The sequence below is a fragment of the Confluentibacter flavum genome, assembly GCF_002843175.1.
GTDB classification, from domain to species: domain Bacteria; phylum Bacteroidota; class Bacteroidia; order Flavobacteriales; family Flavobacteriaceae; genus Confluentibacter; species Confluentibacter flavum.
In genome coordinates this window covers 1-18,612 of sequence record NZ_PJEO01000054.1, presented here as the reverse complement: position 1 = coordinate 18,612, position 18,612 = coordinate 1, and the positions used below count along the sequence as shown (strand labels likewise).

Annotated in this window: 16 protein-coding genes; 3 read left to right on the top strand and 13 right to left on the bottom strand. The window is 35.8% G+C overall.

The features are described from left to right. Positions 1-17 precede the first annotated feature (17 nt). From CSW08_RS15590 to CSW08_RS15570, 5 genes are read right to left on the bottom strand one after another with little or no spacing between them, the layout of a single operon-like run. Positions 18-809: an SDR family oxidoreductase gene (locus CSW08_RS15590; RefSeq protein ID WP_106660804.1), complete on the bottom strand. Its 792-nt coding sequence runs from the start codon at positions 807-809 to the stop codon at positions 18-20. A 3-nt stretch (positions 810-812) separates the two neighbouring features. Further along, positions 813-1,640: an amidohydrolase family protein gene (locus CSW08_RS15585; RefSeq protein ID WP_106660803.1), complete on the bottom strand. Its 828-nt coding sequence runs from the start codon at positions 1,638-1,640 to the stop codon at positions 813-815. Further along, complete coding sequence (locus tag CSW08_RS15580; protein WP_106660802.1) at positions 1,637-2,497, bottom strand: fumarylacetoacetate hydrolase family protein; 861 nt, start codon at positions 2,495-2,497, stop codon at positions 1,637-1,639. The genes CSW08_RS15585 and CSW08_RS15580 overlap by 4 nt, the downstream gene beginning before the upstream one ends. A gap of 42 nt (positions 2,498-2,539) precedes the next feature. Next, positions 2,540-3,313, bottom strand: coding sequence for an SDR family NAD(P)-dependent oxidoreductase (locus tag CSW08_RS15575; RefSeq protein ID WP_106660801.1), 774 nt, complete (start codon positions 3,311-3,313; stop codon positions 2,540-2,542). Between the two features lie 42 nt (positions 3,314-3,355). Then, positions 3,356-4,372, bottom strand: a complete 1,017-nt coding sequence (locus tag CSW08_RS15570; protein ID WP_106660800.1) for a zinc-binding alcohol dehydrogenase family protein — start codon at positions 4,370-4,372, stop codon at positions 3,356-3,358. Between the two features lie 292 nt (positions 4,373-4,664). On the opposite strand from CSW08_RS15570, the gene CSW08_RS15565 reads away from it, so the two are divergent. Beyond that, complete coding sequence (locus CSW08_RS15565) at positions 4,665-6,614, top strand: sialate O-acetylesterase (protein WP_106660799.1); 1,950 nt, start codon at positions 4,665-4,667, stop codon at positions 6,612-6,614. An 80-nt stretch (positions 6,615-6,694) separates the two neighbouring features. Here CSW08_RS15565 and CSW08_RS15560 read toward each other — a convergent pair whose 3' ends face one another. From CSW08_RS15560 to CSW08_RS15535, 6 genes are read right to left on the bottom strand one after another with little or no spacing between them, the layout of a single operon-like run. Then, positions 6,695-8,275 (bottom strand): aldehyde dehydrogenase (NADP(+)), encoded by a 1,581-nt coding sequence (locus CSW08_RS15560; protein WP_106660798.1) that lies wholly within the window; start codon positions 8,273-8,275, stop codon positions 6,695-6,697. A 24-nt stretch (positions 8,276-8,299) separates the two neighbouring features. Continuing rightward, a complete protein-coding gene (locus CSW08_RS15555) occupies positions 8,300-9,178 on the bottom strand; it encodes an alpha/beta hydrolase (protein ID WP_106660797.1) in 879 nt (292 codons plus the stop codon). Further along, complete coding sequence (locus CSW08_RS15550) at positions 9,175-10,008, bottom strand: fumarylacetoacetate hydrolase family protein (RefSeq protein ID WP_106660796.1); 834 nt, start codon at positions 10,006-10,008, stop codon at positions 9,175-9,177. Before CSW08_RS15550 ends, CSW08_RS15555 begins: the two co-directional genes overlap by 4 nt. Then, on the bottom strand, positions 10,009-11,358 hold the full coding sequence (locus tag CSW08_RS15545; protein WP_106660795.1) for a GntP family permease: 1,350 nt from the start codon (positions 11,356-11,358) through the stop codon (positions 10,009-10,011). Between the two features lie 41 nt (positions 11,359-11,399). Further along, positions 11,400-13,121 carry an IlvD/Edd family dehydratase gene (locus CSW08_RS15540; RefSeq protein WP_106660794.1) on the bottom strand — a complete coding sequence of 574 codons (1,722 nt, stop codon included), beginning with the start codon at positions 13,119-13,121 and terminating at the stop codon, positions 11,400-11,402. A 19-nt stretch (positions 13,122-13,140) separates the two neighbouring features. Beyond that, positions 13,141-14,310, bottom strand: coding sequence for an endo-1,4-beta-xylanase (locus CSW08_RS15535; RefSeq protein ID WP_106660793.1), 1,170 nt, complete (start codon positions 14,308-14,310; stop codon positions 13,141-13,143). A 301-nt stretch (positions 14,311-14,611) separates the two neighbouring features. Here CSW08_RS15535 and CSW08_RS15530 point away from each other — a divergent pair, with 301 nt between their 5' ends. Next, complete coding sequence (locus CSW08_RS15530; protein ID WP_106660792.1) at positions 14,612-15,169, top strand: type 1 glutamine amidotransferase domain-containing protein; 558 nt, start codon at positions 14,612-14,614, stop codon at positions 15,167-15,169. A gap of 82 nt (positions 15,170-15,251) precedes the next feature. Continuing rightward, positions 15,252-16,781: a GH3 family domain-containing protein gene (locus CSW08_RS15525; RefSeq protein WP_106660791.1), complete on the top strand. Its 1,530-nt coding sequence runs from the start codon at positions 15,252-15,254 to the stop codon at positions 16,779-16,781. Here CSW08_RS15525 and CSW08_RS15520 read toward each other — a convergent pair. Both CSW08_RS15520 and CSW08_RS15515 read right to left on the bottom strand, forming a co-directional pair. After that, positions 16,769-17,410: a hypothetical protein gene (locus CSW08_RS15520; RefSeq protein ID WP_238987288.1), complete on the bottom strand. Its 642-nt coding sequence runs from the start codon at positions 17,408-17,410 to the stop codon at positions 16,769-16,771. The two genes, CSW08_RS15525 and CSW08_RS15520, sit on opposite strands and share 13 nt — an antisense overlap. 32 nt (positions 17,411-17,442) lie before the next feature. Next, positions 17,443-18,291: an SDR family oxidoreductase gene (locus CSW08_RS15515; RefSeq protein WP_106660790.1), complete on the bottom strand. Its 849-nt coding sequence runs from the start codon at positions 18,289-18,291 to the stop codon at positions 17,443-17,445. Positions 18,292-18,612 lie beyond the last annotated feature (321 nt).

Here is an 18,612-nt window from a genome sequence, read left to right as displayed (position 1 = left end):
TAGTGGTGTTGGTAAAATTATTCAGTTAATAACGATCGATCTAGATGAACATAGCCCCCATCAACCGTTATGAATTGTCCTGTAGTATGTGATGACCTATCTGAAATGGCAAACAAACAGGTGTCGGCTATTTCTTGAGGCGTAGTCATTCTATTTTCTAAAGGAATTTTCTTTACGATGGACTGTAATTTTTCTTCCCCGTTTTCCAACGTTTGAATCCAAGTATCGTAGGCTGGTGTCCAACTTTCGGCAATAATGATCGCATTTACACGAATGCCTTCTTTAATCAAATCAACCGCCCATTCTCTTGTTAGTCCTAAAACACCTCCTTTTGAAGCAGCGTATCCAGAGGTTCTTCCTTGTCCAGTAAGTGCTACTTTAGAACCTATGTTTAAAATATTGCCTTTAGATTTTTTAATGTATGGTAAACAATATTTGGTCATAGCAAAAAAGCTAACAAGGTTAAGCTGCAAGGAGTCCATAAACGCTTCCATCGATGAGTCTAATCCTGCCCCATCATTAACCCCAACATTATTAATCAAGGAATCAATACGTCCATATTTTTCTCCTATAATTTTTGCAGCCCTTTCAATCTCTACAGGATTTTTCAAATCTATTTTAACAAAAAGTGCATCAATACCTTTGTCTTTCAGTTCTTTTTCATAGCCATAACCGCGGTCATTTCTACAAACAATAACTGGGATTGCCCCTTCATTTGCTAAAGATTGCACAATTGTTTCACCTATACTGCCTTTAACTCCGGCTGCACCTGTTACAACGACCACTTTATTTTTTAAATGTAAATCCATTAATTAGAGATTATAAAAATTTATAGCATTAATTCCCATAATTTGCACCTGCTCACTGGAGCTTAATTTTGATATAAAATCAGTTACCAAGTTTTTTACTTTTGAATAGTTTCCTGCTACTAAACATACAGGCCAGTCTGATCCAAACATTAACCGTTCTGCTCCAAAAGCTTCTAAAACCAATTCCATATAGGGTTTGATTTGTTCTGGAGTCCAAAGTTTATAATCGGCTTCGGTAATCATTCCAGATAACTTGCAGGTTACATTTTCATGTTTTGCTATGTCTTTCATTAAAGTAGCCCAACCATCATAAAAACCATCTTTTATATATGGTTTTGCTATATGATCAATCACAAATTTATGATTTGGGAATTGTTTAACAAACTCTAAAGTTGCACCAAGTTGATGTGGAAAAATTAATATATCGTAGGTAAAATTAAATTTTTTCAACAAGGAGATGCCTATCAAAAAACGAGGTCGAAGCAAAAAATTATGATCCGGTTCACCCTGAACCACGTGCCGAAAGCCTTTAAGCTTTTTATGTTGGGCATAGGTTTCTAAAGTGGCTTCAATGTTATTATTTCGTAAATCTACCCAACCAACAACGCCTTTAATAAAATCATGTTCTGATGATACTTTCAAAAGAAAATCCGTTTCAGCAAGCGTTTGGTCCGCTTGAACGGCAACACAACCATCAATACCATGTTTTTTATAAACAACTTCTAAATCTGAAGGCATGAAATCTTTCCGAATAGCAGCCATATCATCATCTATCCATGCATGTTTTACAGGTTCATAATGCCAAAAATGTTGATGACTATCTATTATCATTTTGTTTGATATGCTTTCACGCTTTGTTTTGAAACTCCTAATCCTTCAATACCTAATTCCATAACATCGCCCGGTTTTAAATATAATGGTGGTTTTAAACCCAAACCAACTCCAAATGGCGTTCCTGTTGAAATAACATCACCAGGTAGCAACGTCATAAACTGACTGATATAACTAATGGACTCTTGAATATTAAATATAAAGTCTGATGTAGAGCTATCTTGCATGGTTTTGCCATTTAGCTTTAACCAAAGCTTCAAATTATTGGGATTTTTTATTTCGTCTGTTGTTGCTAAAAATGGTCCTAAAGGCGCAAATGTATCACATCCTTTACCTTTACACCACTGTCCTTCTCTTTCAATTTGGAAAGAGCGCTCACTAATATCGTTATGTAATACATATCCAGCTATATGATCTATAACTTCTTCTTTTGAAATATATGACGCCTTTTTACCAATAACGACTGCTAATTCTACTTCCCAATCTGTTTTTTTACTTCCCTTTGGGATAATAACGTCATCATTTGGACCAATGATTGCGGTGGTCGATTTGAAAAACAACACAGGTTCACTAGGAATCTTCATACCAGCTTCGACAGCGTGTTGTGCATAATTTAAACCGATGCAAACAAGTTTGGATGGACGAGAAATTGGTGAACCCAAACGAGCTTCCGCAGAAATTGACGGACATTTACTTTCATTATCTTTTAACCAGTTTTTTAATCTTTCAATACCTTTAGTTTCAAAAAAAGTCTCATTATAATCCTCTCCAAAATGAGATACATCTATTTTAGTTCCATTTTCTAATTGAACTCCAGGCTTTTCTTTACCTACGTCTCCAAATCTTATTAGTTTCATATTTTCTGGTTTAATCGTTTATTCGTTTATACGTTAAATTGTTTATCCGTTTAGTTTTATAAATCCGCCATCAATAGGAAAATCGGTTCCCGTAATAAAAGACGCTTCATCAGAGCATAAATACAAAGCCAAATCGGCTACTTCCTGCGGAACACCCATGCGCCCTATAGGCTGGGTTTTAGAAAGTTTTTCAAACATCTCTGTTTCTTTTCCTGGATAATTATTTTTTAAAAATCCATCCACAAAAGGCGTATGGATTCTTGCTGGGGAAATAGAATTACATCTAATACCATAACCAATATAATCTTTTGCTACTGAATAGGTCATGGTAAGTGTGGCGCCTTTAGACATGGAATAGGCAAACCTATCGGAAACTGCTACAGAACTAGCTACAGATGCCATGTTTATGATAACGCCACCATGTTTTTTCATGTATGGTATGGCACTAAAAATACAGTTATAAACGCCTTTTACGTTAACGTTATAGACCCTGTCTAAATCGGCTTCCAGTGTTTTTTCTATATTTCCAATATGTGCTACTCCTGCATTGTTTATAAGAATATTGATGGTACTTTTTTCTGAAATTTTATTAATTACTCTTGTAACGTCTTCTTGGTTTGCCACATTACACGCATGTATTTCAGCTAAACCGCCATTTTCTACTATGTCATTTAAAGTAATATTTCCATTGTCGGCATTCAGTTCTAAAATATGGACATAAGCACCTTGCTCTGCCAAGGTTTTTGAAATGGATTTACCTATACCACTGCCGCCACCTGTAACAATGGCGACTTTATTTTTAAGGCTAAATTTCATGTTGTTAATTCAAAATAACAATTAAGTATGCAATATACATTTTTACTCCATATTAAAATTTACCATGGCTTTGATTACCTTTGTTTTTGGGTCTAGCCAAGAATCGAAGTTGGAAATCATATCGTTAAAACTTACTTGATGGGTTACAAAAGCGTTGGTTGGAAACTTATCGAGATTGTCTATCACAAATTCAAAATCTTCTAAAGTAGCATTTCTACTGCACATAATAGTGGATTCTTTGGCATGAATGGCTGGATGGCTAAAGGTTAATTCCCCTTTTGATAAGCCTACCAAAACATACCTTCCGCCATGCGACATATAACCAATACCTCCCTCTAAGGCTCTTTTATTTCCTGTGGCATCAAAAACAACTGCGGCTAAATCTCCATTAGTTATCTTTGACACTTCTTCAACGGCCGTTTCAGAAACTTTTACCGTATGCTTAACACCGATTTCATTTTTTACAAATTTCAATCTTGCTTCATCAACATCTAAAGCAATAACTTCTGCACCCTTAATTTGAGCCAATTTCATTAAACCAATACCAATAGGTCCACAACCAATAACAACAATGGTTTCTCCTTTTAGTACATTTGCTCTTCGAATAGCATGCGCGCCAATTGCCAATGGTTCTACAATGGCCATTGCTTCATAAGAAAGATGATTAGCTGGAAGTAGCAAATCTGTTCTTACGGCAATTTTTTCTTGCATGCCACCATCAGTATGCACTCCCAAAACCCTTATGTTGGTACAACAATTGGTTTTTCCTTGTCGACAGGCAACACAGGTTCCGCAACTGACATAAGGCATGACAATAACGCTATCGCCTACTTTTAAATTTTTAGGATTCCCACCAATTTCCAATATTTCACCGGCCAACTCGTGTCCCAATATTCTTGGATAGGTAAAAAATGCTTGATTACCAGAATAAGCATGTAAATCTGTGCCGCAAATGCCTACTCTATGTATTTTTATAAGGGCTTGATTATCTTCTTTTACAGGGATTTCCTTTTCTTTTAATGCAAACTTGTTTGGTTCTTCACAAACGATGTATTTCATTTTTTTTATTTCTTAGATTATCTAAATATGATTTCCCTTTCAATTTACGTGAAGTTTAAAGGGGTTTTTAGCCTAACTTTATATAAAGTCAGGATTGTAAAATTAATTAAATATTATGCAATGAATACAAAATTTCCCAAGAAATTTCCCAACTAATACAACCCTTTTAAAAAACGTAATGCACATGGTTTTATATTTTCTACAAAGGATACATTTTGACCCATTTGTTTAAAGTTATTTTTATATTTTGCATCAAATAAGTCAATATCTTAAACTAAGTTACTAAACTGATATGAAAAACTTTTTAACATTACTACTCTTAATTTTTAGCTTTCATTCTTATGCTAATATAGAATTACCCTTGTTGTTTGCTGACAATATGGTTTTACAACGCAATAAACCCATTCCTGTATGGGGTTGGGCAGATGCGAATGAGAACATTGAAATTCATTTTAACAATCAAATTGTAAAAACCAAAGCCGATAAAAATGGTAAATGGCAGGTTAATTTAAAACCAGAACCTGCAGGCGGTCCTTATAACATGTCTATCAAAGGAAAAAACCTAATAACCCTAAAGGATATTTTAGTGGGTGAAGTTTGGGTTTGCAGCGGCCAATCTAATATGGAGTTTACCGTTAGTCAGGCAATGAATGCGCCACAAGAAATGAATGATGCAAACTACCCAATGATTCGTCAGTTTTTAGTTGAAAAGGATGTTTCCACAACTCCAAAGCAAAAATTAAAAAACGGTAAATGGGATGTTTGCAGCACAAATACGGTTGGCAATTTTTCGGCGATAGGTTACTTTTTTGCTAAAAAAATATATAACGAATTAAAAATCCCTGTTGGCATAATACATACCTCATGGGGTGGCACTTGTGTTGAAACTTGGACTAGCAGGAAAGCCTTTGAGGGTAGCGATGAATTCAAAGACATGATAGCAAATATGCCCGATATTGATACCGATGCTATTTTAGAATTTCAAGTGAAGTCCATTTTAGAAAAAGTAGAAAAAATTCAAGGTTCAAAAATAACCATGGATAATGAAGAGGCCTTCAAAAATCCTGATTATAATGATAGTGGTTGGCCAGAAATGAATGCCCCTAGTCTTTGGGAAAACCAAGCCTTAGGAAACCTTGATGGAACTGTATGGATGCGTAAAACATTTACAATCTCAAAAGATGATGCCAACAAAGAAGCCTTTTTGGAATTGGCAAAAATTGACGACATAGATATTACATATATAAATGGTAGAGAAGTAGGAACAACTAATCTATATAATTTAAAAAGAGACTATAAAATCCCAGCAGGAATCTTGAAAGAAGGCATCAATACCATTGCCGTTAGAATTGTTGACAACACAGGTGGCGGCGGTATTTATGGTGAAGCATCCGATTTAAAATTAACTACCCAGAATGCCGTAATTCCTTTGACAGGAGCTTGGAGATATCAAGTTGTTGATGTTTTGACTTCTATATCCCCAAATAGTTACCCATCATTATTATTCAATGCCATGGTAAATCCTTTAATTCCTTACGCCATCGAAGGCGTTCTATGGTATCAGGGTGAAGCTAATGTTAATAGAGCACAACAATATAAAACAGCATTTCCATTAATGATTGCTGATTGGAGACAAAAATGGAACCAAGGGGATTTCCCTTTTTATTTTGTTCAACTTTCTACATTCGATGAGTTTGGAGGCAATAGCAACAAAGGTAGCAAATGGGCCGAGCTAAGGGAAGCACAAACACACACACTAAATACAGTTCCAAATACAGGAATGGCCGTAACTACTGATGTGGGAAATGCCATAGATATCCATCCAACAAACAAACAAGATGTGGGCAAAAGGCTTGCCGCTATTGCTTTAAATAATGTTTATAATAAGGATGTTGTTTTTAGTGGTCCTACTTATAAATCCATGGAAATAAAAGACAACAAAATCATTTTGTCTTTTGATGACATAGGAAGCGGCTTAATGACGCCTGATAAATATGGATATTTAAAAGGATTTGACATTGCCGGGGCAGATAAAACATTTTATTATGCCAAAGCATACATTGACGATAACAAAGTAATTGTCTATCATGATGACTTAAAAAACCCTATTGCGGTTCGTTTAGGTTGGGCCGATGATGCTGGTGATTGCAATCTCTACAACAAAGAAAATTTCCCTGCCGTTCCCTTTAGAACGGATGATTGGAAAGTTATTACTGAAAATCAAAAATATCAATTTCCATAATACATATTAATAATTTGAAATCTTAATAAAAGTAAAAGAGCCAAGGATCTAATTCTTGGCTCTTTTGCTTTGTCATTCTTTTATCTTTTATAATCTCCATTAAATAGTCTCATAATTCCTAAGGGATTATCGGTTTTTAATTCCTCTGGCAATAAATGTTCAGGAAAATTTTGATAACATACTGGGCGTGTAAAACGATATATAGCGGCCGTTCCAACAGATGTGGAGCGACTATTTGATGTTGCCGGAAATGGCCCACCATGAACCATAGAATGACAAACCTCAACGCCAGTTGGAAATTCGTTAAGGATTAACCTACCTACTTTTTGTTCTAAAATATCTATTAAATCGGTATAATTTGCTAAATCATTTGCTGTAGCAAATAATGTAGCCGTTAAATGACCTTTCATTTTTCTCGCAGAAGCCAACAACTCTTCCCTCGAGTCAGCAATAATATTAATTGTAGATGGCCCAAAATTCTCTTCTTCCAAAAATTTCTTTTCAATAAAACTTTTGGCTTTTGTTTCGAATAAATGCGCACTACCTTTATAACCTTCTGAGCTTTCTTTTCCTTTAGCTAATAATTTTACCGTATCGGCATTTTTGGACAAATGTTCAATACCGCTATCGAATGCCGCTTTAATTCCTTTATTTAGCATAGCTGCAGCTTCAACTTCTTCAAAATGCTTTACTGTTTCTTTCTGAAATTCTTGCAGGTTTTCATCATTATTCAAAAAAACCAAACCTGGGTTCGTACAAAACTGTCCTGCCCCAAGGGTTACAGACTCTGTTAATTCTTTAGCAATCTTTTCAGAACGTTCTTTCAATGCTTCTGGCAAGATAAATACAGGATTAGTACTTCCCATTTCAGAATAAACGGGAATAGGTTCTTCGCGGTTATTAGCCGCTTGAAAAATAGCGATTCCTCCCCTTGTAGATCCCGTAAACCCAATCGCTTTAACATGTGGATGAGTTACAAGAGCCATTCCTACTTCTACCGAGGGACCATGAACCATAGAAAACACGCCATTAGGCATATTGGTTTTTTCTACAGCTTTGTTAATGGCCATTGCCACCAACTCGCAAGTTCCAGGATGGGATGGATGCGCTTTTACAATTACAGGGCAACCACTCGCCAAAGCCGAAGCAGTATCGCCGCCAGCAACTGAAAACGCCAATGGAAAATTGCTTGCTCCAAAAACACCAACAACCCCTAACGGCTTTTGCATATATCTAAAATCGGATCTCGGCAATGGCTCCCTGTTTGGAATAGCCGTATCTATTCTGGCCTCAACCCAAGAACCTTCACGTAAAACAGTCGCAAATAATTTTAATTGCCCCATAGTTCTGGCGCGTTCATTAATTATTCTACCCGGAGGTAAACCGGTTTCTGCAGAACAACGATCAATCAAATCATCTCCAAGATTTAAAATTTCATCCGCAATAACATCCAAAAATAACGCTTTTTCTATTCCGCTTTTTTTACGGTATATAGCGAATGCTTCATGCGCTTTTGATGCTGCTTCATCAACCTCTTCTATGGTTGCTTCATAAAACAGTGTTGGTAATTCTGAAGCATCAGAAGGGTTTACACCTTTAAATGTAATTTTCCCTTTTGAGGATAAAACTCCTGCTATATAATTTTTTCCTATTAGTTCCATTTTGTGATTTTTTTAATTCTATTTTTATTCGTTCATAACATCAGACCATAACCATTTCAACGCATCAGGGAGCACACTACCTCCATGTTTTCCATTGTGAGCTCCAGTTCCTGTTACAAAGGTGTAATCATATGATTTATACTCTAATGATGATGCCATTTGCTGGTTAGCAAGCCACCAATTTCCATGCTCATTATTTAAATCATTGGAACCATCCTGTAGATACACTTTGATATTCTTTTTAGGAGTTTTTCTAATCATGGCTTCATAATTATGTCCGCCACGAATGTTGGTAAAACTTCCATAATGGCTCATGACTTTACTAAAATAATCGGGTCTTTCCCATGCTGCTGTAAAGGCACAAATGCCACCAGAAGACAATCCACAAATGGCTCTCATTTGTGGATTGTTGGTGATATTATATGTTTTGCTTATTTCTGGTATTAATTCTTCTATAAGAAACTGCGCGTAGGCATCATTTAAGCTATCATACTCAATGCTTCGGTTACTGGCCCTGAAGGGATTTTCAGGCAATTCGGAACCCTTGTGCCCTGGGTTTATAAATAACCCAATAGTAATAGGCAATTCTTTATTATGTATGAGATTATCGAACACAACAGGCACTCTAAAATCACCCTCTTCATTCACATAAGCATGTCCATCTTGAAAAACCATTAAAGCAGCAGCTTCATTGGGGTTATATTGCACAGGAACGTACAAATAATACTCCCTAATAGTGCCATCAAAAATGGTGCTCTTCCAGACATGTTTTGTTGCCATGCCTTTCGGAACACCATCATGCCGTTTAGAATCTTCACTAAAACTGTATTCACTTTCTTGCCCGAAACTTAATTTTAAAGTCATAAGGAGCAAAAAAGCAAAAACAGTTTTTATTGATTTCATCTTATATAGTTTACTAAAGTACCTATGTTGTCTATAGTAATTTTAACTTCATCGCCACTTTGTAATGTAAAAGCGGTCGTTGGTACGATACCGGTACCGGTCATCAAGAAACTTCCGTAAGCAAAAGAACATTCTTTATATAGGTAATGAACCAAATCTTCGAACTTACGTTTAATCTTATTTATTTCGATGGTATCTTCAAAAACAGTTTGTCCATTTCTGTTGATTTTCATAGCAATTTTAGTATCTAAAGGAAGTGCTTCTTTTGTTAAATAAACACATGGCCCTAAACCAGCACAAGCATCGTATGTTTTAGCTTGCGGAAGGTATAAAGGATTTTCGCCTTCAATACTTCTAGAACTCATATCATTCCCAATGGTATAACCAATTATCTTTCCAGAAGATGTGATAGCCAATGTTAATTCTGGTTCTGGCACATCCCAAGTAGAATCTTTTCTAATGTTTACTTTTCCACCAGATGGCACCGCTCTATTTACAGTAGCTTTAAAAAACAATTCTGGTCTGTCGGCATTATAAACACGCTCATAATAATCGCCGCCGCCAGTACCTTTACTTTCTTCTTGTCTTCCTAATTTGCTATTGAAATAGGTAACGCCACTAGCCCATAATTCTTGGCTTTTCATTGGCACTAACAGATGGTTTGCTATAATGTCTTCTGCATTATCAATTGCTAAATTTTTTTTAACAATGTCTTGAACTTTGTCGTACAAATTATCATTATTAAAAAAATCATCCCAATTTTCATTTACTATGTAAAATGATGTGTCGGATTGAACTAAGATCCCTTTAGTTGTGTTGTAAATTTTCATTTAAGTTAAAATTAAGTATGTTAAAAATAATAAAATCGCTGATGATGTCCCTAGTACAGCTGTTCCCAATGTATGAAAACGGTAACCCATTTTCACATCCATGCCAGATAATTGGGTAACCACCCAAAAGAAACTATCATTGGCATGTGAAACGACTGACGATCCTGCGCCAATAGCAATAACTACCATGGCTTTTTGTAATTCGGTTTCAAAACCTAAAGTGGCCATCATAGGTGCCAAAATAGAAGCCGTTGTAACCAGAGCTACTGTTGATGAGCCTTGTGCTGTTTTTAAAGCAGCTGCCAATAAAAATGGTAACCAAATGCTTATATTCACATTAGATAATGTTTCTCCCAAAGTGATTGCAATTCCCGAATCACGTAATACCTGACCAAAAATACCACCCGCACCTGTAATCAACAAAATGGAGGATGCTGCAACTAATGCTTTTCCAATCCATCCATCGGTTGAAAACATATTTGAATTCAATTTCCTTGGAAGTGTTAATGATAAAAACCCTCCAATTAATAAGGCCATAAAAGGTTCTCCTAAAAATAATAAAATTTTAACGAATATCGGAAAGGTGTCATAATCTTCCGTTTTGTAGCCAAAAACTGATGTCAATAACGATTTAATAACGATTAAAATGATAGGAACAAAAATGGGAATGACGGATTTAAGCGCGCTTGGTTTTGATTTTAAACGCTCATTCAATTCCTCTTCAGAAATTTCCGGATTAGGATCTATATAAGTTTTGGCAACATATTTCTGAATAAAAATAAATGATATACCTAAAGCAGCTAAACTAATAGGAATTCCGAAAAGCATAACCAAACCCAAATCGGCATTTAAATAATGAGCTGCTGCTATGGGCCCTGGAGTGGGAGGCACCAAGGTGTGCGATGCCGTTAAACCAAGAGCCAAGGCAATGGCAGTTCCAGATAATGAAATACCTGCTTTTTTTGATAAACTTTTATTTAATGGTGCTAATAACATAAAGCCACTATCCGCAAAAACAGGAATGGAAACAAACCATCCTATTAAACCCATGGCGAATGGAATTTTTTTCTTTCCCGTAAATTTCAATACTTTTTCTGCCAGTGCATAAGCCCCTCCAGAATTTTCTAAAAAAGCACCTATAATAACCCCAAGAATGATAATCATTCCAATACCACCTAGGGTGTTTCCGAAGCCAGTATTAACAGAGGTAATAATCTGATTTAATGGCATTCCTGAAACAATTCCATAAAGAATAGCGACTAAAAGCAACACTACAAACGGGTGTACTTTTAGTTTAGAGGTCATAAAAATAATCAGCAATACGCTGACTACTAAATAGATAACTACCATCTAGTTGGTTAAATTTAGTTTAGTTGGTTTATTATTTTAAATTAATGCAAATCTCTATCCACTTTAGAACCCGAACCACCTACAAGAACATCTAAATCAGCACCCAATTCCGCTCCTTCCACATGATCTAAATAGATACGCACATAGCCCCTTGTTGCTAGAGGCTCTGGTGCTTTCCATTCAGCTTTTCGCTTTGCTATTTCTTCATCAGAAATATTAAGTTGCAATAATCTGTTTTCAACATCCAAGGTAATCATATCTCCATTTTGAACAATGGCGAGCGTTCCACCAATCGTTGATTCTGGCGATACATGAAGCACCACGGTTCCGTAAGCTGTTCCACTCATTCTGCCATCAGAAATACGAATCATATCCTTCACCCCTTTCATAATTAGCTTTTCTGGTAAATCCACATTACCAACTTCTGGCATACCTGGATAACCTTTAGGCCCTACTCCTTTAAGCACGATGACACTATCTTCATCAATCTCTAAATTCGGATCATCAATTCTATGATGATAATCTTCCATATTTTCAAAAACAACTGCTTTACCAGTATGGTTCATGAGACGTTTTGTAGCTGCCGAAGGTTTAATAACGGCACCATTTTCACATAAATTGCCTTTTAAAACAGCTATACCTGCATGTTTTTGCAAGGGTTTATCTATTTTGGCAATAATCTCATCATTATAGCATGTGGCTTTCGCATAATTTTCCTTAAACGTTTTTCCGTTTGCCGTAATGATGTCTTGATGCAATAAATCGCCCAATTCTTTCATAACCACAGGTAAGCCTCCTGCATAAAAGAAATCTTCCATTAAATATTTTCCCGAAGGCATTAGATTTACTAATAATGGAATTTGACTTCCAACACTATCAAAATCTTCTAATTTCAAATCGACACCAATGCGGCGAGCAATCGCAATTAAATGAATAATTAAATTAGTTGAACCACCAACAGCTGCATTGGTTACAATGGCATTTTCGAATGCTTTTCTGGTAAGGATTTTAGATAAAGTTAAATCTTCTTTCACCATCTCCACAATACGACGACCCGACAATTGTTGCATGACTTTTTTACGGGAATCTGCTGCTGGGATAGATGAAAAACCAGGAAGCGTAAGCCCCAGAGCTTCACACATGGTTCCCATAGTTGAAGCAGTTCCCATCGTGTTGCAATGCCCTATACTTCGAGCTGCACAAATTTCTGCTTCTTGCATGGCTTCGGCATCAAAATCTTGTGTTGTCTGTTTTTCTTTAATCATCCAGTTGAAAGAACCTGAACCAATAGTTTCACCTCTAAATCGACCGTTTAGCATCGGCCCACCCGGCACTACAATAGTTGGTAAATCAACACTACAAGCACCCATAACGGTTGATGGTGTTGTTTTATCACATCCTGTTAAAAGCACAATACCATCGAGTGGATTTGCCCTAATGGATTCTTCAGTATCCATACTCGCCAAATTACGAAAGAGCATCGTAGTTGGACGCATGATGGTTTCTCCCAAGGACATGACGGGGAATTCCAAAGGAAAACCTCCAGCTTCTAAAATACCTCGTTTTACAACTTCGGCAACATCGCGTAAATGACCATTACAAGGCGTTAAATCCGACCACGTATTACATATGCCTATGACAGGTTTACCTTCAAAATAATCATTTGGATAGCCTTGGTTTCTTAACCAAGAACGGTGTACAAAGCCCATTTTATCATTACCACCAAACCACTCTTGACTTCTTAATTTTTTATCTTCACTCATATTGCTGTAAACTGAACTATTATTTATTTGGAATGTCTAAAATAGCTTCTAAAGCCAGTTTAGGTTGTTTGTTTCTATTATATAACAACGGGTAGTTGGTTCGACCAAAAAGGGGATAATCGTTTTTCCAAGACATACCGTCATGCAAGCCCCATAGGGTAACCCTATCAATTTTGTCTTTTTTTCTATAAAAAATCCCAAATAATTCGGCATATCTTTTAGCTAACGCTTCTTCTTCCGCTACTGGAAGCCCATGCTTGTAAGGATCTAAAAATGTTTTAAACTCCTCTAACTGGTATTGTGGATGTAACAAGCCTGTACCTATCACTTGTCCTTCCTTAGTTAATGGCAATACATCAACATCCAATTCGGTAATCATGACCTTGACACCAAGCGAAGCGAATGAATCGATAGCAGCTTCAATATATTCTGTTTTTGGGTAGTTAAGTCCCCAATGCGCTTGAATCCCTATGCCATCAATTCTAATATTTTCCTTTTGAAGAAGTCTGACCATGCGCATAATACCATCTCTTTTTTCTGGTCGCCAAGCATTGAAATCATTATAGTACAACTCGGTATCTGGGGCATATTCACTCGCAAACTTAAAAGCATTTTTTACCATCTCATCACCATTTCCTATACTTTTTACCCAAGCGGTTTCACTTCTATAGGAGCCATCATTATCAATAACTTCATTCACAACATCCCAAGCATGGACTTTACCAGCATATCTACCAGCAACAGTTTCTATATGCTTGCGCATTTGTTCTATTTGGGCCTCTGGTGTATTGGGGTTTCCCGCTTCATCCTGAAAAAACCATGCAGGCGTTTGATTATGCCAAATCAAGGTATGTGCCACAATAAACAAGTTGTTTTTTTGTCCAAACGCCACAAAATCATCAGCAGCTTTAAAGTCATATACCCCAGGTTCCGGATTTACGACCTCAGCCTTCATAACGTTTTCAGGCGTAATGCTATTAAATTGTCGTCTTATGATGTTTTGTGAAATAGAATCAACTCCAGAAGACACCTCTAGGTTAACTGCAGAACCTATTAAAAAAGCATCTTTATACACCTCTTTTAAATCTTTTGATGTTGATTGAATTTCTTCTTTCTTTTCAGTATTAGAACAACTTGTTAAAATTAAAAAGTATAGACAAATTCTTAAAAAGGATATGGATATTTTCATATTTAATGAATTATCAGAATAGATTTTGCGTAAATATATAAAAATAAAACTCAAACAAAACAAGTTTAACCTTTACCACTTCAAGAGTCAAATAAACATTTTTTTAGTTAAAAACATCTTAAAATTATGTGAATTTTTATATTGGAAACATTTGATTAACTTCAAATTTGTTGAAGACATAATACAAAAAAAGTTATCAAGTCAATCAAAATAGCAATAGAGCACATGCACTTGAATTTCAATAAATACCTTTAGGAGCTAATATTACTTTAATAAATAGCAATCAATAAAAAAATTGAACATGAAACTACAAAACAAAATAATCGCCATATTAGCTACAGATGGATTTGAAAAATCTGAATTATTTGAGCCCTTACAGGCCTTAAAGGAACAAGGCGCCACGGTAGATGTAATTTCTATTAAAGAAGGTGACATTAAAAGTTGGGATGATAAAAATTGGGGCGAGACCATTCATGTAGATAAATTAGTAAAAAACGTTGATGCCTCTAACTATGATGCTTTGATATTACCGGGGGGCGTTATAAACCCTGATATTTTAAGGGTTAATGAAGATGCCTTGATATTTATTAGAGATTTCTTTAAAGAAGGAAAACCAGTGGCCGCCATTTGTCATGCCCCATGGCTATTAATTAGTGCTGGCGTTATTGAAAACAGAGAAGTAACCTCATTTCATAGCATAAAAACCGATGTGGTTAATGCCGGGGCTCATTGGAGAGACGAAGAAGTCGTTGTAGATTCTGGATTGGTAACAAGTAGAAATCCTAAAGATTTACCCGCTTTTATTGATAAAATTATAGAAGAAGTGGTCGAGGGAAAACATGAAAGACAAATTTTATAATGCTCAAAAACATTATAATAATTGTTGTTAATATAGCAAGAGGAGCTCCTAGGCTCCTCTTGATTGGTTTTAAATTGTTTGTATGAATATTATAGGGAATATTATTAAGGGCGCTATTGAGATAACGGAAAAATTAACACCCTCATCTAACCCTGTCAAAAACCAAAAGGAGGTATTACATCATTTACTCCAAACAGCCAAAGATACTGCCTTTGGTAAGTTCTATAATTTTAATGATATCTTGGAGTCCGAAGATATGCGAACACGTTTCGCTGAAACTATTCCTTATTTTGACTACAATAAAATAAATGAAACGTGGTGGTCTAAACTTCATGAAGGGCAAACCAATATCACATGGCCTGATAATCCAGATTATTATGCACTTAGTTCCGGTACTACTGGAAAATCCAGTAAACGCATTCCTGTAACCCAAGCCATGATTGATAGCATAAAATCTACTGGAATCGCGCAAATTTTGGCATTAAGTAATTTTGATTTGCCTGGTTCCTTTTTCGAAAAAGTGATATTAATGCTAGGAAGCTCTACGGATTTAATCAAAAAAGAAAGACATTTAGAAGGCGAAATCAGTGGTATAAGTGCTAGTAATATTCCTTCTTGGTTTAGAGGTTATTATAAACCTGGAGATGATATTGCCCAGATTAAAGATTGGGACACCCGTATTCGCCAAATTGCCGAACATGCCACCGATTGGGACATTGGTGCCATAAGCGGTATCCCTTCATGGATTGAACTCATATTAAGTGAGGTTATTTCCCATAACAAAGTAACCAATATTCATGAAATTTGGCCAAATTTAGAAGTATACACGTCTGGTGGTGTTGCGTTTGGTCCCTATGAAAAAGGTTTTAATGCCCTCATGGGCAGACCCATTACCGTTATTGATACCTATTTAGCATCGGAAGGGTTTATGGCTTTTCAAACCAGGCCCGAAACAAATGCTATGCAATTAGCTACAAACCAGGGTATTTATTTTGAATTTGTCCCTTTTCTGCCAGAATATATAAATGAAGATGGTTCACTAAAACCTAATGCCCCTGCTCTTACCCTTGATGATGTAGAACTAAATAATGAGTATGTGTTAATAATAAGTACAGTTGCCGGAGCTTGGAGATATATTATTGGTGATACTATTGAATTCAAGGATATTGAAAAAGCAGAGATTATAATAACAGGCCGTACTAAATTTTTTTTAAACACCGTGGGATCTCAGCTTTCCGTGAACAAACTTGATGATGCCATTAAACACCTTGAAGAAAGCTTTAATATTGAAATATTGGAATATACTATATCTGCAAAACGTTATAATGGCGAATTCTACCATAGTTGGTATTTAGGTACAGTTGACAACATTGAAACGGATGCACTTGCCCAATCCATAGATGATTATTTAAAAGCTAATAAAAATTATGATGTGGCCCGTACTAAAGCATTAAAAGGCGTGAAGGTAAAAACCATTCCGTCTTCAATTTTTTATGAATGGAATGACTCAAATAAAAAGAAAGGTGGACAGGTTAAAATGGAACGTGTGATGGCGGAAGATAAATTTGTTGAATGGGAATTATTCGTTGAAAATAATTATCAACCTTCCTGACGCGATTGTTCTGCCTGTTCCTCCCGCTCTTTAACTAAAATCATGATTTCCTCGGGTGAGAGATAAAATCGTTTTATTCTCCCTTTGTATCTCTCCGAAAAATTGGCTTCATTTAAAATAAAGTTTTTGGTTGCCAAAATATATGTTTCCATGCCATGGGCAATTGCAAAAGAATCGGCAGTACGTTCGGCACGTTTCATTGCTTTTTCTGAAAACAAATACCCTAAGCCAAATCCAATTAGGTTTATACCGCTGCGTCCTTGATAATCCCTAATATGTCCCAATTCATGTCCAAACCATCCTATTAGCACATTTGATGGGATGTTTTTAGTGAAATAAATTGAATCTCCAATTCTAAACGATTCGCTAATTAATATCTTGTATTTGCGTTTTGATTTTTTACGGAAAAAACGCCAAAATTCGGGTTGGGCCTGCATGGTCGATTTCCGAATCTTATTTTTAAATTTAAACTCGATTGACACTTCAGCCAGTTCTGGAAAGTGCGACAAAGCTGTTTTAACTTCATTAGCAACAGATTCTGGGTATGTATGTTTAATAGGCAAATTATATAAACTTAAGGTTATTAAAAAACTACAATAAATAGTGATATTTTGAATTATATACATCATGCATAAAATTTTATTTACGATTGATGACCTAATTAACCACCAATAATCTCACCACCATTAATATGGATAAACTGCCCAGTAATATAACTACCATCTGCACTTGCTAAAAACACATAAGCTGGTCCTACCTCACTGGGCTGGCCCGCTCTTCCCATGGGCGTATCTTGACCAAAATCGTTTACATCATCAAAACTGGCTGGGATAAGTGGGGTCCAAATCGGCCCAGGTGCAACACCATTAACTCGAATTCCCTTTTTTGCCAATTGAGCAGATAAAGACCTTGTAAAACTAACAATTGCTCCTTTTGTACTGGCATAATCTAGCAAGTGTTCACTTCCTCTATATGCTGTTACCGAACTTGTGTTAATAATAACATCATCACTATTTAAATGTTTTAACGCTTCTTTGGTTAAATAGAAATATGGATAGATGTTAGTTTCAAATGTTTTATGCAATTGTTTTTTATTTATATCTAATAAGGAACTCTGGGGAAACTGCATGGCAGCATTATTCACTACGATGTTTAACTTTCCGTATTCTTTAATAGATGTTTCGACAGAAGATACACAATTCTTTTCGTCTTTTAAGTCCGTTTTTATAAGAATGCATGTTCTGCCCATTTCTTCAACTTGTTCTTTAATGGCATTAGCATCCTTAGTTTCTTCTAAATAGACTAGCGCGATATCGGCGCCTTCGTGAGCAAAATGCAACACAGCGCTGGCCCCTATCCCACTGTCGCCACCAGTTACAATGGCAACTTTATTCTCTAATTTACCAGAACCTCTGTAGTTTTTTCGTATCAATTCTGGCTTAGGAACCATTTTATGTGCTTTTCCTGGCTGTGACTGTTTTTGATCAGGAAATTTTTTTAGCTTTTTCATAATACAATCTATTTTATATAATCTCAAATTAAAATATAAAATGAAAAAGCTTTAACCTTATTTGATATAAAAATTAACCCAATAAAGCCGTTTTAAGGAAGCTAGTAAGGAAAAATAGTTGTTTTACAGCGTTAAAAAATTGTACCTATGTTGTAACTGTGCAAAAAAGAGGTTACATTGACTAGTCCTAAAAAATCGATACAGGTTATTAGAAAAAAATAGATTAATTAAACAGCATCAAAAACGTTTTTGATGCTTTATTTAGTTTTATAGGTTTTCATTTTAAGTTTGTTTTGCTGGTGCATTAGATTTGGAGTCAGC

Coding starts and splice junctions, on each gene's coding strand:
- CSW08_RS15585 (WP_106660803.1), bottom strand. CDS start 1,640: ATGATAATAGATAGTCATCAACATTTTTGGCATTATGAACCTGTAAAA.
- CSW08_RS15515 (WP_106660790.1), bottom strand. CDS start 18,291: ATGAAAAAGCTAAAAAAATTTCCTGATCAAAAACAGTCACAGCCAGGA.
- CSW08_RS15565 (WP_106660799.1), top strand. CDS start 4,665: ATGAAAAACTTTTTAACATTACTACTCTTAATTTTTAGCTTTCATTCT.
- CSW08_RS15525 (WP_106660791.1), top strand. CDS start 15,252: ATGAATATTATAGGGAATATTATTAAGGGCGCTATTGAGATAACGGAA.
- CSW08_RS15540 (WP_106660794.1), bottom strand. CDS start 13,121: ATGAGTGAAGATAAAAAATTAAGAAGTCAAGAGTGGTTTGGTGGTAAT.
- CSW08_RS15545 (WP_106660795.1), bottom strand. CDS start 11,358: ATGGTAGTTATCTATTTAGTAGTCAGCGTATTGCTGATTATTTTTATG.
- CSW08_RS15535 (WP_106660793.1), bottom strand. CDS start 14,310: ATGAAAATATCCATATCCTTTTTAAGAATTTGTCTATACTTTTTAATT.
- CSW08_RS15575 (WP_106660801.1), bottom strand. CDS start 3,313: ATGAAATTTAGCCTTAAAAATAAAGTCGCCATTGTTACAGGTGGCGGC.
- CSW08_RS15530 (WP_106660792.1), top strand. CDS start 14,612: ATGAAACTACAAAACAAAATAATCGCCATATTAGCTACAGATGGATTT.
- CSW08_RS15580 (WP_106660802.1), bottom strand. CDS start 2,497: ATGAAACTAATAAGATTTGGAGACGTAGGTAAAGAAAAGCCTGGAGTT.
- CSW08_RS15555 (WP_106660797.1), bottom strand. CDS start 9,178: ATGAAATCAATAAAAACTGTTTTTGCTTTTTTGCTCCTTATGACTTTA.
- CSW08_RS15560 (WP_106660798.1), bottom strand. CDS start 8,275: ATGGAACTAATAGGAAAAAATTATATAGCAGGAGTTTTATCCTCAAAA.
- CSW08_RS15520 (WP_238987288.1), bottom strand. CDS start 17,410: ATGATGTATATAATTCAAAATATCACTATTTATTGTAGTTTTTTAATA.
- CSW08_RS15570 (WP_106660800.1), bottom strand. CDS start 4,372: ATGAAATACATCGTTTGTGAAGAACCAAACAAGTTTGCATTAAAAGAA.
- CSW08_RS15550 (WP_106660796.1), bottom strand. CDS start 10,008: ATGAAAATTTACAACACAACTAAAGGGATCTTAGTTCAATCCGACACA.
- CSW08_RS15590 (WP_106660804.1), bottom strand. CDS start 809: ATGGATTTACATTTAAAAAATAAAGTGGTCGTTGTAACAGGTGCAGCC.